Here is a 14,134-nt window from a genome sequence, read left to right as displayed (position 1 = left end):
ACGCTGGAGGGTCGTAACTCTAGGTGGGGAAGGAAATCCTTGAACCGGGTAAACTTCTGTGGAAAAACACATTTGCATGGAGTAAGTTAAATCGTCACTGTTATCGGCACTCAGTGGAGGTAGTCAGAGATGAAGCGATGGATCGTGCTTGGCATGGGGGTGTTGGGGCTGGCTGTAGTCCTGGCCCAGACCCCCGCATCCGTGGGAAAGCTGATCGACGAGGGCAAACTGCAAGCGGCCTATACCGAAGCCCTCAAGCTGGGTAATGCGGGCTACGTGCTGGCGGCGAAGGCCGCGAGTTACTATGCCGGATACCAGGCTGCCGACAAGGAAAAGGGTTCGTGGTACGACAAGGCCGAGGAGGCGGCCAAGAAGGCCATTCAGGCCGACCCCGACGACCCCGAGGCCTATTTCGAACTGGCCCGCGCCCATGGCCGCTTGGCCCAGTTCCGTGGCATCCTGGACAGCCTCAACCTGGCCTCGAGCGTGCGCGACAACCTCAACAAGGCCCTCAAGCTCAACCCCAATCACGCTGGGGCCAAAGTGGCCCTCGCCCTGTGGCACCTCGAGCTGACCCAGAAGGGCGTGGGCTGGCTCTACGGCGCCAACATGGGGCAGGTGGTGCCCCTGTTCGAGGAGGCCATCAAGCTCGAGCCCCAGACCATCATCCACCGTGTAGAGTACGCCACCGCACTCGCCCGGATGAACCGCAAGGCCGAGGCTATCAAGCAACTGGAGTTCGCCCTTTCCCTCCCGGCCAAGACCTACGCCGACCAGAAGGATCAGGAGCGAGCCAGAAAACAGCTCGAGGAGCTGAAGTAGCCTGAAATACGTGATAGTCGATAGCTGGGGTGTTTAGCTTTCAGCCCTGGGCATGGGCAGCCTCAGCCCAAGCCAGCGGCTCGACAGGCGCAGGGCGATGGTGGTGAGGGCGCCCAGCACCAGGGCTAAGGCGGCCAGGTCGGGCAGGAAGCGGTAGATCGCGTAGACCAGCGCGGCCCCCCCGGCGGCGGCGGTGGCGTAGAGGTCGCGGTTGCGGTAGAAGATACCGGGGATTTGCCCGGTGAGCAGGTCGCGCAGCACGCCCCCACCCACTCCTGAAACCGTCCCGGCGAATACGCAGCCCCAGAAGCCCAGCCCGAAGGTGAAGCCGCGCTCGGCGCCCAGCGCCGCGAAGATGCCCAGTCCCAGGGTGTCGAGGTAGTAGATGGGGCGCTCGAGCCGCTCCACCCGGCGGTAAAAGCGCCACACCAGCAGCGAGACCACGAACACCACCCACAGCACCGCCTCGTTGCGGAAAGCCTGCGGCGGCAGCGAGCCCACCACGATGTCGCGGATCGAGCCTCCGCCCACCGCCGTGACCCCCGCCAGCACCAGCACGCCTACCAGATCGAAGCGCTTTTGCACTCCCATCAGCGCGCCCGAGGCCGCGAAGGCCAGCGTGCCCAGCCAGCCCAGCCATTCCAGCACCTGCCAGGGGTTCACAGCGCCTCGAGCAAGGCCATGCAGCGGGCCTGGACGTGATCGGGAGCCAGGCCCTCGGAGGTCTTGAAGGTCAGCCCCACCCGTTCCTCGGGCAGTGAAAGCAACTCGGCCAGGCGGGCCTGGATGGTGGCGCGGTGGGGGCTGAGCTTGGGTCGGTCGAGGGTGACCACCCCGCTGAGTTGGCTCACGCGGTAGCCCGCTCGAGCCACCCGCTCCAGTACCGCCTCCAGGATTACCCGGCTTTGCAGATCCTTCCACCGCGCGTCGGTGTCGGGGAAGAGGACCCCGATGTCGCCCAGGGCGCAGGCCGAGAGCAGCGCGTCGCACAGGGCATGCAGGAGCACGTCGCCGTCGGAGTGGGCCCGCGCGCCGCGCTCGGAGGGGATGTGGACGCCGCCCAGCCAGAGGGCGCGACCGGGCTCGAGGCGGTGAGTGTCTTCGCCAAAACCAATTCGCATGGTTCTCATTGTCCGGGGTTGGCGGTTTGAGGTCCAGTATCATCCCGAATGACCCTTGACGCTCGCCCCCTCGAGCCTGAAGACTCTTTTCATGGCGATCTACATGGTCTACGACGATGCTCTGAGGCTGATGCAGCAGTGGACGCCCTCCGAAAGCCTGCGCCGCCACATGATGGCGGTGGAGGCGGCCATGCGGGCTTATGCCCGGCACTTCGGCGAGGACGAGGAGAAGTGGGCCATCACCGCTATCCTTCACGACTTCGACTACGAGAAGGAGCCCGAGACTCACCCCTACAAGGGGGTCGAGCTGCTGCGCAAGATGGGCTATTCCCCCGAGATCTGCGAGGCCATCCTGGGCCACGCCGACGTGCCCGAGCACCCCCGCACCACCCTCATGGCCAAGGCGCTGTTCGCCGTGGACGAACTCACCGGCCTGATCACCGCCGCCGTCTACGTGCGCCCCGACAAGAGCATCCTGGGCCTTGAGCTCAGCAGCCTCAAGAAGAAGTTCAAGGACAAGGCCTTCGCCGCCCGCGTAGACCGTGAGGGCATCGTGCGCGGAGCCGAGGAACTGGGCGTGGACCTCGACACCCACATGCAATTCGTCCTCGAGGCCATGAAGGCCGATGCCCGGCGGCTCGGTCTGGCGGGTAGCTGAAGCCGGCTTCGCAAAGATCGGCGAGCGGCGTCTTAGAGAAGGCGCACCTCGAGCACGGTCTGGCAGGCTTGCTCGAGGCTGGTGGCCTGGGCTTGCTGGTAGATCGCCTCGGCGTCTGCTCCCAGGACTTCCCTGGCCTTCTGGAGGTGCTCCTGGAGGGCCTGCTGGGTTCCCGGTGGCAGTTTGGTCGGGCGTTCCTGGTCCCAGCGCTCCAGCACAGCCGCGATTTGCAGAGCCTGAGCCGGCAGGTGCAGACCCAGCAGGGCCTGCGCGCAGCTTGCGAGCACCTGAGCTAGCGAGGCTAGTTGTCCCATCTGGCGGAAGAGAAGCAGGCTCTCCACCAGCAGCGGCCAGGCCTCGAGGGGGCGGGCGGTCTTGAGCAAGCGGTCGGCGATGTTGGCGAGGGCGTTGGCGATGCCCTGCTGATCCTTGAGCCGCCGTTTGATCTCCAGGCTCTCGTACAGCCAGCGCACAGCCTCCTCGTGGTCTTCGCTGACTATCGCCAGGTTTCCCAGAGCGTAGGCTGCGCCCTTTTCATCGCCGATTTGCCGCTTGATCTCGAGGCTGCGCAGGAAGTAGGTGCTGGCCGCCCGGTCCTGTCCCTGTAGCCCGTAGACGATGCCGATGTCGTTGAGGGTGGTGGACTCGCCGTAGCGATCCCCGATTGCCTGTTTGAGGGCCAGCGATTCCTCGAACGCTGCCAGCGCTTGTGCGAACTCGCCCGATTCACGCAACAGCAGCCCCTTCATGTGCAGGGCCTCCGCCAGCAACTGGGGGTCTTGCAAGGCACGACTGGTCTGGAGGCTTTGCTCCAGCAAGTCCTTGCTCTGTTCCCACTGCCCCAGGTTCTTGAGCTGAAGGGCCAGCGACTGCTGGGTTCGGGCCTGCACCGCCGGGGGCACCTGATGCGGCATCTCCAGAAAAACCCGGTGCCAATGGGCAGTCTCGCGATAGAAGCCGTGCCAGGCATAGAAATTACTGAGCCAGGTGGCCATCTGCTGGCCCTGGGTGGCCCAGCCCAGACGCTGCATGGTGGAAAAAGCCAGCCGCAAGTTGTCGAACTCGAGTTCGATGCGCCGCACCCAGCGGCTTTGCTCGGGGCCCTGCAAGGCGGGTTCGGCCTGCTGCGCCAGACTCCAGAAATACTCGGCGTGAGCGGCCAGGCTGGGCTCGAGAGCTTGGGGAGGAAGCTTTTCGTGGGCAAACTGCCGCAGCAACTCGTGCATCAGATAGCGCCCGCTGTGGTGGGGGTCGCGCTGCACGAGCGAGAGGTTGACCAGCCCTAAAAGGCCCGAGACCGAGGCCCCGGCCACCTGCGCGGCTCCTTCGCGGTCGAAGCCGCCCCGGAAGACCGACAGCCGCGCCAGGACCTGCTGCTCCTCGGGGTGCAGCAGTTGCCACGACGACTCGAACACTGCCCGCAGTGAGCGGTGGCGCTCGGGACGGACTTCGTCGCCCTCGGGCGAGTTCAGGAAGCTCAGGTTTTTCTCAATCTCCTCGGCAATCTCGCCCAGGCTGAGCACCTTGGCCCAAGCCGCGGCCAGCTCCAGTCCCAGCGGCAACCCCTCCACCACCCGGCAGATGCGGCGGGCGGCCTCGAGCTCGGAGGGGCTCGGGCGCAGGCCGGGGTTGACCCGCTGGATAGCTTGCAGCAGCAGCCGCATGGCCGCCGAATCACCCCCGTCCTCGCCCAGCGCCAGCCCCTCCAGCGGCAGCGCCCACTCCTCCGGCAGGCTCAGCCGCTCGCGCGAGGTCACCAGCAGGGTGAGTTTGGGCAGAGCCTGCAGCAGAGCGCGCAGGAACTCGCCGGCCTCGAGCAGTTGCTCGAAGTTGTCCAGCACCCACAGCACCTGGCGGCCCGCGAAGTGCTGCACCAGGCTTTCCTGGAGGTTGCCGGAAGCCTTGAGCCCGAACTCCTGGATGAGACGGCCCGGCAACTCCTCGGCTTCATCCAGACCGGCCAGGGAGACGAAATAGGCCCCGTCGCGGTAGAGGTGGGCCACCTCGAGCGCCGCCTGCATGGCGAGGTGGGTCTTGCCCATGCCCCCCTGGGCCACCAGCGTCACCAGGCGGCGCTCGCGCAGCAGCCGCTTGAGCTCCAGCAACTCGCCATCGCGCCCGATGAGGCTGTGCTTGGGGACCGGCAGGCTCGGTATGGATGGGGCTTCGGCCTCCCTCAGCCTCTGGGCGTAGTCGGGGCTGAGGCTGTAGCCCTTGCTACCCACGCGCAGAACCCCGCTGCGCTCGGCCTGCTCGAGCCGATCCAGCAGGGGTCTGGGCCAGCCTCCCGATTCCTGCCACAGCCACCGCACGAAGTCCTCGGGGGCCTCCCAGCGCAGGCGGCTGCGCAGCAGGACGCGGGCCGACTCAAGCGAGAGGGCTCGCAACTCGACCTCCTCGACCAGCGCGGGCACGGGCCACTCGGCGTCCCCTCCGCCGACGGCCACGCCCATCACCGGCCCCTGGGGGTCGCTCAGCAGCTCGGCGATCACCTTGCGGCTGGCCACATCGAGCTCATCTGGCCGGTCCACCAGCCACAGCAGTGGGCCTTCCAGCGCCCTCAGGGCAGCGTTGCCCTGCCGGATCACCGCCTCGGTGAGCTCGAGGCCCACGCCGTCGAGCAGCGCCCCGTAGGGGTGGGTGGCGTAGGCCCGGCGGCCCGTGAGCCAGAAGGTCCGGTAGCCCAGCAGCCGGGCGTGGCGCTGGGCTTCCTCGAGGAAGCGGGTGTGCCCGGCCCCACCGGGCCCCACCGATCGCAGCAGCCCCCGGCGGTGTTTGGGCAAGGTGCGCAGGAAGTGCTGCAGGCCGAGTTGGGCGGCTTCCCGCTCGAGCCAGCGCGTCTGCTGGGTCTCGCCCTCACCCTGCGCCTCCACCAGGCGGGCACGTCCTTGGCGCTTGGCGGTGAGCAGGTACTGGTCGGCCCGTTCGAAGAGCGCTTCGGGGGTGTCGGCTCCGGCCCGGCTGGTCGCCAGCCCGATGCTCAGGGTGAGGGAGAGGGGTGGATCACCCGCGAAGGGCCGCGACTGGACTACCTCCATCAGCCGCTCGGCCAGCAAGGTGGCCTGGGCCTGGTCGGTGCCCGGTAGCAGCAGCACGAACTCGTCGCCGCCGTAGCGAAACAGGCGGTCGCCTGTCCGGATCGCGCCCTGGATGCGCTCGACCAGCTCCCGCAGGATGGCGTCACCGCGCGGGTGGCCGAAGGTGTCGTTGATGCTCTTGAAGTGGTCGAGATCCAGGATCAGCAAGGCGGTCTCGTCGCCGCTGAACTGCGCCTCGTTGAGGGTAGCCTCGAGGGTGGGGAATAGCTCAGCCCGGCTCAGCGCTCCCGTCAGAGGGTCGAGCTGTGGCGAGATCATGGGCGGCCCCCGAACATGACTAGAGCCATTTTACGGGCAAAAGAACCGAAGCCCTATCGAGCCTATGGCATCATAAGCCCGTGGATTGGATACAACCCTACATCGGCCAGATCAGTTTCGGCGGTATTGCGGGCTTCGCCACCGGCTACGCCATCAACAAGGTGGGCAAATTTGTAGCGGTGGCCTTCGGGATCATCTTCATCGTGGTACAGGTGCTGGCTTCGATGGGCTATATCAGCGTTGACTGGACCCGCATACAGCGCGACGTGGAGCCGCTGTTTCAGCAGGAACAACTCAAGGGGGCCTGGGAGCGTTTGGTGGCCGTTCTGACCACCAATCTGCCCTTCGGGGGGGCCTTCGTGGCCGGGCTGGTCCTTGGGTTGCGCAGAGGGTAAGGCGTGTAAGAGTGGATGCGTCTTCTCGGCTTGCTCTTTCTCCCGCCCTTCTTGCCCTTTGGCTTGGCGGTGTTCCAGGACGTGACGCGGGCTTCACGGCGTAGCCTTTGCTCTTGCTCGGGCTGGACGCTCTGGATTACCCCTGCACAGCGATGCAATACCTGGGTGATTGGGCGCTGAGTTCCTTCGGGCTGGGGGCGTTTTTCGGCGGAACCGGGCTGCACTACGTCCGGTCTAAAGCGAAAGCGGTTGAAGGTTGAAGGGGAGGACGGCCCGGTCTCATCGCCGCAGCACCTCGAGCGGCGTGGCGATGAGGTCCACGCGCCGCTCGGGTTCGGCGTAGAGTTCCTCCATCAGCATCATGGGGTGGGCCAAGGTGGCCCAGGGAGCGGCCATCGGCAGGTGCTTGGGGGGAAAGCCGTAGCCCTTGCCGATCCAGCCAAACTTGCGGTCTACCGCCACGCAGCCTACGAGCACCAAATCTACGGGGGTCTCCTCGAGCCTGACCGGCTTGCCGTAGCGGGTGATGTCCCGCACGCGTTTGAGCAGTGCGGGCTGCACCCCCTCCAGCAGCAGGTAGTGCCCGGCCTTGTCAGGGTGGGGCATCACCAGCCGCCTGCCCGATTTGAGGATGGCCTCGCGCAGGGGCTTCAAGACCTGGTCGGGCCCGGCCAGGAACACATGGGCCTCGAGGAAGACCTCGAGGCCCATGAGCCGCTCAGCCGCCTTGTTCGCACCCACGAAGTTGGGGTGATGCCCATGCGGCGGGGTGGGATAGACGGCGGCCCTGCGCTGGGAAAGGCTGTTCCAGACCTGTTCACGTAGCTGGCCTGCGGTCACGAGACAAGTATAGGGGGGGTCGAGGGCCGGTGGATCGTGGGTACTCCCTTGCCCCCTGGACCCGCAGGAAGAGGATGGGTTTCCCAAGTTCTGCCACCGACCCCCTTCCCCGCTTATACTGTTGGGGTGATTCAGTCGCCCGAAACCCCCGCCCGTGACGACGTGCTCTTCGATTTGATCGCCAAAGAGGAAGCCCGCCAGCGCGAGGGCCTCGAGCTCATCGCCAGCGAGAACTTCACCTCCCGCGCCGTGCGCGAAGCCACCGGGAGCGTGCTGACCAACAAATACGCCGAGGGCTACCCCGGCAAGCGCTACTACGGCGGCTGCGAGGTGATCGACGAGGTCGAGGCCTTGGCCATCGAGCGGGCCAAGCAGCTTTTCGGCGCGGCCTGGGCCAATGTGCAGCCGCACTCGGGCTCTTCGGCCAACCTCGCGGTGTACTACGCCCTGCTGGAGAAGGGCGATACCGTGATGGGCATGGCCCTCGACCAGGGGGGGCACCTCACCCACGGTTCGCCCGTCAACTTCTCCGGGCTCAACTACAACGTCATCGGCTACCCCGTGGACCCCCAGACCGAGTACATCGACTACGACGTCGTGCGCAAGCTTGCCCTCGAGCACAGGCCCAAGCTGATCATCGCCGGGGCCAGCGCTTACAGCCGCATCATCGACTTCGAGAAGTTCCGCGCCATCGCCGACGAGGTGGGAGCCTACCTGATGGCCGACATCGCTCACATCGCCGGGCTGGTGGCCGCCGGGCTGCACCCCTCGCCCATCCCTTACGCCCACGTGGTAACCTCCACCACCCACAAGACCCTGCGCGGACCGCGCTCGGGCATCATCCTCTCCAATGACACCGAGATCGGGGCCAAGATCGACAAGATGATCTTCCCCGGCCTCCAGGGGGGGCCGCTCGAGCACGTGATCGCGGCCAAGGCGGTGGCCTTCTGGGAGGCGCTGCAACCCTCCTTCAAGGACTATGCCCGCCGCATCATCGAGAATGCCCAGGCCCTGGCTAAGAGCTTCATCGAGCGCGGCTACCGGGTGGTCTCGGGCGGCACCGACAACCACCTCTTCGTGCTCGACCTGCGTCCGCAGGGCATCAAGGGCAACAAGGCCTCCAGCCTCCTGGACAAGGTCAACATCACCGTCTCCAAGAGCACCGTGCCCTACGACCCTGAGAAGCCCTGGGTGACCTCGGGCATCCGCATCGGCACCCCTGCTATCACCACTCGCGACTTCACCGCTGAGGAGATGCCCCTCATCGCCGCCTTCATCGACGAGGCCCTCACCCAGGGCCCCAGTGAGGAACTGCGTGAGCGGGTGCGGGCCTTCGCCTCGGCCCACCCGATGCCCTGAGCCAGGGTTGCCTTCAGACCCCCGCCGCTCGAGGGGCGGGGTGATCGACCATGATCCCGGCCTTGTATGCTGCTGGAGTGGAACGCTGGTGCCGGATTCTCCCGGCGGCTTCGGAAGGTGGTTGCTGATGTGGCGGCGAAGCGTCTTCGTGCTGCTGGGTGGGGTGGTGCTTCTGTTGATCTTCGTGCTGACCCGACCCAAACCCCAACCCACAGTCGTCCCCGCCCTGCTCGAGCCCTCTGCCGGAACCTTGCTGGACTCCTCCAGCCTCACGCTGGTGGGAAGCGCCCAGCCCAACAGCCTGGTCGAGGTCTGGATCGACGGACTCAAAGTCAGCCTGATCGCCAGCGACGAGGCCGGGCGCTGGCGTGCCGAGGTTAACCTGAGTGGTCCCGGCGACCACCTCCTTCAGCTCAAGGCGGTGGATGCTGATCGCAACCTGCTGGCCGAGAGCGAGGAGTTCAGCTTGAGCGTCAAAGGACCGCCGCTCTCGAGCACCGGGACCGCCATTACCGCCCCCCCTGACGGCAGCACCCTGGGCAGTGGCATCGGGGTGTTCAGCGGCACCGGGCCGGTAGGCAGAACGGTGGCGGTATTGGTGGAGGAGAGGGTGGTGGGCCGGGTTCCCGTGCGACCTAACGGACGCTGGACCTTCGCCTACGATTTCCGCCAGTCCGGGGAGTACAACGTGCGGGCGAGGGCCATCGACCTGCAACAGAACATCCTCAGCGAGAGCAACATTGTCCGGGTCAGGGTGCCCGAGGCTAGCATCGGGCGCACAGGATGTCCGTGCACCCTGCGCCTGTCCACCAACGCCCCCGAGGCCACCTTCGCCTTGCGACGGGAAAGCGGGGAAGTGGTCTCGAGCCGTTCATCCTCCTACGTGGCCTTCACCAACCTGCCCACGGCCACTTACCGCTACACGGTTGAAGCTCCCGGCTTCAAGAGCCACGAAGGAACCGCCAGGACTCCTGACAACCGCGCGCTCTCGGTGTGGCTCGAGCCCCTCCCCAAGCCCCGGCAATGAATGCAAGAGGCGTCGATAGTCAAACGCCAAACGCTGTAGGGGCGAGCACGGGGCCTACCCTTCTTGACCTATGGCATTTGGCATCCTGCATCCTGCCGTTCCCCCTTGCCCGGCCTCGTTCCATCCACTAGGGTGTAGGGCGATGTCGGAATCGCTTTCTCCCGTCGCGGTTTTCGTCTATGGCACCCTCAAGCAGGGGCAGCGCAACTTTGGGGTTTCCCGGCGGGCCGGGTGGGTACGCTCGGAACCGGCCTGGCTCGAGGGCTTTGCGCTTTATCACCTGCCCAGGGCCTCCGAGCGCCCCTACAGCTACCCGGCCATCGTGGCGGGGGATGGCCGGGTGTGGGGTGAGGTGCAGTATTTCGCCGACCTCGAGGCCGCCCTGGTCGCCCTGGACGCGCTCGAGGACGCCGGGCGGGAGTATGAGCGCGTCCAGGTGGAAGCTCAGCGTCCGGACGGCGGTGCGGTGCGGGTGTGGGCCTATGTGTACCCCAGCCTCGAGGCCATCCGGCGGGTGAATGGAGTATGGGTGCCTGAGGGCGATTGGACTGAGCGGGCTTGAACCGCTCTGCTTCAGGCCTTGCCCCACACCTTTTCGGGTGTGGGGTGCTTTGACCAAATAACCCGCGCAAGCCCCCGGCTTTAGCCGTGGGGTAAGTCACAGTAGCCACTGCCTGCCCCAGCGGTGTAAAACTGTCGCATGCGCGTAGCCTTCGTAGCATCCGAGGCGTTCCCCTTCGCCAAGGTGGGCGGCCTGGCCGACGTGGTGGGCAGCTTGCCGCAAGCGCTCAAGCGCCGGGGTCTCGAGCCCACCATCTTCCTGCCGTGGTACTGGGGCATCGACGGCTACTACGTGGGCGAGACCTGGTTCAACTTCGCCGGAGGGCGCGAGAAAGCGGGCATCGGGCACGCTGAGCACGAGGGCGTGCGCTACGTGCTGGTGGGCCTGCCCGAGTTTGCCCGCGAAAAGCCCTATGGCTACGACGACGACTTCCGCCGCTTCCTCAAGTTCCAGATGGCCGTGGCCGAGATGTTGCAAGGCTACGACATCGTGCACGCCCACGACTGGCAGGCTGCGCTGCTGCCGCTGTTGCGCAACCTGGGCCGCTTCGGCGGGCGCACGGTCTACACCATCCACAACCTGGCCTATCAGGGCGTTTGGGGTTCGCACGACTTCTACGCCTGGAGCGGGCTTCCCGGCGAGACCTACTACGGGGCGGGCCTCGAGCACAACAATGCGGTCAACCTGATGAAGTGCGGCATCGTCAACGCCGACCGGGTAACGACGGTCTCACCCAGCTACTCCCAGGAGATCCGCTCGCCCGAGTTCGGGGAGGGCCTCGACGGGGTGCTGCGCGCGCACGAGTGGAAGCTCAGGGGCATCCTCAACGGCCTGGACACCACCTACTGGAACCCCTGCGACGACCGTTACCTGCCGCACCACTACGACAGCAACGACCTGAGCGGAAAGTGGAAGGTCCGGACCGAGTTGCTGGCGGAGCAGGGCCTCGAGGACCGCCCCACCCTGGGCGTGGTGTCACGCTTTGCCCACCAGAAGGGCATCGATATAATCCTCGGTGCCCTGCCCGGCCTGATGGACATGGGGGTCAACCTGATGGTCCTGGGCAGCGGCGACCCCCACCTCGAGCGCAGCTTCACCTGGGCTGCCCAGCACCACCGGGGCCGGGTTGCCTACGTCCAGGGCTTCAACGAACCATTAGCCCACCGCATCTACGCCGGTTGCGACGGTTTTTTGATGCCCTCGCGCTTTGAACCGTGTGGCCTGGCCCAGATGATCGCCATGCGCTACGGCACCCCGCCCATCGCGCGGGCGGTGGGCGGCCTCAAGGACACCGTGCAGCACTGGGAAACCGGCTTTTTGTTCGAACACGCCGACGCCGGAGGGGTGTTGTACGGAGCGAGCGAGTTCCTCAAACACCCCGACCGTAATGCGGTGGCGCGGAACGGGATGCTGCGTGACTTCTCCTGGGATGGCCCGGCGCAGGAGTACATCGAGCTGTACAACTCGATGTAGTGGCTAAATGCCAAACACGAGTAGCTATCGGTGGCAGCCAGGGGGATCACCTTCGTCATCCGAGGCGCACTTTTCGCCGATGGCCGATGGCGTACGATGTACGACGTGATGGAAGACCTGCTCAGACAGGGCCGGTATGACGAGGCCAAGCAGCAGAGCCTGCTGGGGTCCAAAGGTGACGAGGCTGGGCTGGCGGCGCTGCTCGAGCTGCGCTCCTGGCTGCGGGATAAGCGCTACGAGATGGCCCGCAACAGTCTCGAGAAGGACGCCAGATTTCTCATCCCCTACCTCAACCTGACCGATGCCCGCGAGGCCCTCAAGGCCTTCGAAGCCGAGGACCCGGTGGCCCTCGAGCCCTACCTGAACAACCCCCACCTCGGAGCCGAGGCCTACTGCGTGCTGGGGGTGATCCGGGTGCGGGAGGGGGACACGGAAGGGGCCCGGCTGGCTTTCAACAATTCCCTGCAACTCGACCCGGGCCATTACCGCTCCATCACCAATCTGGGCAACCTCGAGCTCGAGGCCGGACGCATCGCCGAAGCGGTGTTGATGTACGAGAGGGCTCTGCAAGCCAACCCCGACTATCCCCATGCCCACCACAACCTGGCCGTCGCCTACCGCAAGCTGGGCCGCATCGACAAGTCGGTCCATCACCTCAAACGCGAACAGCGCATCCTCTACCGCAGCCCCGCTCGCAAGCTCACCGACACCGGGCTCCCCCAGCCCAGTCGCTCCGTGCTGGGCCACCTTTCCAGCCGCTGGCTGCTGTGGGTGGGGGTCATCGCGGTGATTTACTGGCTGCTCAGGAGGTGAGGGTTTTTATCGCGTTTCCCCCAAACACCCGCCGATCCCGGCGGGTGTTTGGGGGAAACGCTCTAGATCGCAGGCCACACCAGCACTTCTGAGCCTACGTGCAGGTTGTAGAACATCAGGCCTTCGGGGGAGACCAGGAGCTGGGCGCCCAGGCCGCTGGCTGGCTCTACCGGGATTCGCAGGTTGCGCCCATCGACGCTGACTTCGACGGCGTCGAAGGAGCCGAACTGACGCTTCCAGGCCTTGTGCAGCATGGCGTCTATGCGGCTGATGCCTTCTTGCAGCAGCATTTCTACCCGCATCCGGACGGTGTGAGGGGTGCGGTGGATCACCCGCACCAGGCCCAGCCGCGCTATGTGCCCCACCAGCGTGACGATGGCCTCGAGGGTCATCCCGGTCTGGCCCATGAGGTCGATCACCGAGATGGGTTTGCTCAGCATCATGATGAGCTTGTGCTCGTCGGGGGAGAGTGTGAGGCTGTGGGTGCGCTGGCTGTCGGCCACCATCAACTGATCGAAAGGGCCGATCTCTACGCGGCTGTCGAGGTAGCGCAGGGCTTGCAGGAGGTAGTTGTCCAGGGTGCCCACCAGGGTTTCCTTGGTAGCCACCTCTCCCTTCAGAAAGCGGAATTGCCCTTCCTTGAGCGCCAGGATTTGGTATAGCCCGTCCGGTCCGCTGCGCCCACGGTACTCGGCGTGGATGGGGTTGCCCTCGTCGATGAAGACCTTACCTCCTGGCACCTGGAACACTCCAGTTTGCCGGGCCTGCGAGAGCATTTGCAGCAGGTCGATGGGCCCTAAGAGGCTGAAATCTCCGTCCATACCCGAGCCTTCAGGGTAGCTCAGGCCCGGCGGGAAGAAACCGGAATCCGAACAGTTACGGCAGTTACCTAAAGCCAAGCTCAAGCAGGGTGCGCTCCAGGGCCGGAAGATAGCCCTGGCCGAAGAAGTACACGTGAAGCAGCAGGTAGTAGAGCTGGTAACGGGGGATGGCCGCCTCGAGTTCGGCAGGAATAGGGTAGAGCGCCCGGTAGCAGCGCCAGAACTCCGCTGGAAAGCCACCGAACAGGCGCATCATCGCCAGGTCCACCGCTCGTTCTCCCCACCACACCGAGGGGTCGAGCAGCACCGCGCCACTCGAGAAGTGCACGTTCCCGTGCCACAGATCCCCGTGTACGAGGGCGGGGCCTTCGGTGGGGAGGGCTTCTTGCAAGGAGCGCTCGAGCAGAGGCCCCAGGCGACCCAGCTTTTCCCAGGTGGCCTCGAGCAGAGGCCGCATGCGGTACTCGGCCCAGAACAGGCTCCAGTCCTCCAGGGTGCCCTCGGGGAGCCTGAAACTGCCCAAAAACACCGGGGTGTCCCAGCCGTAGATTGGCGGGCGTAGCCTGTGCAACGCGGCGATGGTGCGGGCCAGCCCTTCCCAGTCGGGCTCGGTAGGCGGCAGGTACTCCAGCACCAGCCCTTGCTCGCTCACCCACACGATTTCCGGCACCCTGGCTCCGGCCTGCATCAGCGCGTAAAGTCCCCTGGCCTCCGCCTGGAACATTCCAGGTGGAGGGTCGCGGTACAGCTTGAGTACGTAATACCAAACCTATGTAGATAATAATGCATGCCGAGCAAAGCCATACCCCTACACCCCCACCTGAGCCTGGAGGAACTCGAACAGCGCTACCGTAGCTGCAAGGATGCCAAGGAGAAGACCCGCTGGC

At 65.6% G+C, this 14,134-nt stretch carries 14 protein-coding genes; 8 read left to right on the top strand and 6 right to left on the bottom strand.

Annotated elements, in window-relative coordinates; genetic code table 11:
• Nucleotides 1–129: 129 nt before the first annotated feature.
• Nucleotides 130–822 carry a tetratricopeptide repeat protein gene (locus Mrose_RS03500; protein ID WP_245969528.1) on the top strand — a complete coding sequence of 231 codons (693 nt, stop codon included), beginning with the start codon at nucleotides 130–132 and terminating at the stop codon, nucleotides 820–822.
• 33 nt (nucleotides 823–855) lie between these two features.
• Here Mrose_RS03500 and Mrose_RS03495 read toward each other — a convergent pair whose 3' ends face one another.
• Together Mrose_RS03495 and ispF are read right to left on the bottom strand one after the other, a co-directional pair.
• Nucleotides 856–1,470 carry a trimeric intracellular cation channel family protein gene (locus Mrose_RS03495; protein ID WP_119276093.1) on the bottom strand — a complete coding sequence of 205 codons (615 nt, stop codon included), beginning with the start codon at nucleotides 1,468–1,470 and terminating at the stop codon, nucleotides 856–858.
• Between the two features lie 11 nt (nucleotides 1,471–1,481).
• Nucleotides 1,482–1,943, bottom strand: coding sequence for a 2-C-methyl-D-erythritol 2,4-cyclodiphosphate synthase (ispF, locus tag Mrose_RS03490; RefSeq protein WP_119276043.1), 462 nt, complete (start codon nucleotides 1,941–1,943; stop codon nucleotides 1,482–1,484).
• Between the two features lie 91 nt (nucleotides 1,944–2,034).
• Here ispF and Mrose_RS03485 point away from each other — a divergent pair, with 91 nt between their 5' ends.
• Nucleotides 2,035–2,601, top strand: coding sequence for an HD domain-containing protein (locus tag Mrose_RS03485; RefSeq protein WP_119276042.1), 567 nt, complete (start codon nucleotides 2,035–2,037; stop codon nucleotides 2,599–2,601).
• 32 nt (nucleotides 2,602–2,633) lie between these two features.
• Here Mrose_RS03485 and Mrose_RS03480 read toward each other — a convergent pair whose 3' ends face one another.
• Nucleotides 2,634–5,957 (bottom strand): diguanylate cyclase, encoded by a 3,324-nt coding sequence (locus Mrose_RS03480; protein WP_119276041.1) that lies wholly within the window; start codon nucleotides 5,955–5,957, stop codon nucleotides 2,634–2,636.
• An 80-nt stretch (nucleotides 5,958–6,037) separates the two neighbouring features.
• Here Mrose_RS03480 and Mrose_RS03475 point away from each other — a divergent pair, with 80 nt between their 5' ends.
• Nucleotides 6,038–6,352, top strand: a complete 315-nt coding sequence (locus Mrose_RS03475; RefSeq protein WP_119276040.1) for an FUN14 domain-containing protein — start codon at nucleotides 6,038–6,040, stop codon at nucleotides 6,350–6,352.
• A gap of 279 nt (nucleotides 6,353–6,631) precedes the next feature.
• Here Mrose_RS03475 and Mrose_RS03470 read toward each other — a convergent pair whose 3' ends face one another.
• The gene (locus Mrose_RS03470; protein WP_119276039.1) at nucleotides 6,632–7,192 is read right to left on the bottom strand and encodes a 5-formyltetrahydrofolate cyclo-ligase; all 561 of its coding nucleotides are present in this window, start codon (nucleotides 7,190–7,192) and stop codon (nucleotides 6,632–6,634) included.
• Nucleotides 7,193–7,318: 126 nt separating this feature from the next.
• On the opposite strand from Mrose_RS03470, the gene glyA reads away from it, so the two are divergent.
• The 5 genes from glyA to Mrose_RS03445 all read left to right on the top strand — a co-directional run bounded on the left by glyA (nucleotide 7,319) and on the right by Mrose_RS03445 (nucleotide 12,426).
• Nucleotides 7,319–8,551 carry a serine hydroxymethyltransferase gene (glyA, locus tag Mrose_RS03465; protein WP_119276038.1) on the top strand — a complete coding sequence of 411 codons (1,233 nt, stop codon included), beginning with the start codon at nucleotides 7,319–7,321 and terminating at the stop codon, nucleotides 8,549–8,551.
• Nucleotides 8,552–8,678: 127 nt separating this feature from the next.
• Nucleotides 8,679–9,578 (top strand): hypothetical protein, encoded by a 900-nt coding sequence (locus Mrose_RS03460; protein WP_147371560.1) that lies wholly within the window; start codon nucleotides 8,679–8,681, stop codon nucleotides 9,576–9,578.
• Nucleotides 9,579–9,720: 142 nt separating this feature from the next.
• Complete coding sequence (locus Mrose_RS03455; protein ID WP_119276036.1) at nucleotides 9,721–10,140, top strand: gamma-glutamylcyclotransferase family protein; 420 nt, start codon at nucleotides 9,721–9,723, stop codon at nucleotides 10,138–10,140.
• Nucleotides 10,141–10,278: 138 nt separating this feature from the next.
• The gene (locus Mrose_RS03450; protein ID WP_119276035.1) at nucleotides 10,279–11,613 is read left to right on the top strand and encodes a glycogen synthase; all 1,335 of its coding nucleotides are present in this window, start codon (nucleotides 10,279–10,281) and stop codon (nucleotides 11,611–11,613) included.
• A 108-nt stretch (nucleotides 11,614–11,721) separates the two neighbouring features.
• Complete coding sequence (locus Mrose_RS03445; protein ID WP_119276034.1) at nucleotides 11,722–12,426, top strand: tetratricopeptide repeat protein; 705 nt, start codon at nucleotides 11,722–11,724, stop codon at nucleotides 12,424–12,426.
• A gap of 62 nt (nucleotides 12,427–12,488) precedes the next feature.
• Here the strand turns inward: Mrose_RS03445 and Mrose_RS03440 are convergent, their stop codons facing one another.
• Nucleotides 12,489–13,247 carry a DUF4388 domain-containing protein gene (locus Mrose_RS03440; RefSeq protein WP_119276033.1) on the bottom strand — a complete coding sequence of 253 codons (759 nt, stop codon included), beginning with the start codon at nucleotides 13,245–13,247 and terminating at the stop codon, nucleotides 12,489–12,491.
• 64 nt (nucleotides 13,248–13,311) lie between these two features.
• The gene (locus Mrose_RS03435) at nucleotides 13,312–13,995 is read right to left on the bottom strand and encodes a fructosamine kinase family protein (protein WP_275052653.1); all 684 of its coding nucleotides are present in this window, start codon (nucleotides 13,993–13,995) and stop codon (nucleotides 13,312–13,314) included.
• Between the last annotated feature and the right edge of the window lie 139 nt (nucleotides 13,996–14,134).

Origin of the sequence: Calidithermus roseus (assembly GCF_003574095.1) — a bacterium.
Taxonomy (GTDB): Bacteria; Deinococcota; Deinococci; order Deinococcales; family Thermaceae; genus Calidithermus; species Calidithermus roseus.
This window is presented reverse-complemented; position numbering and strand designations above follow the sequence as displayed.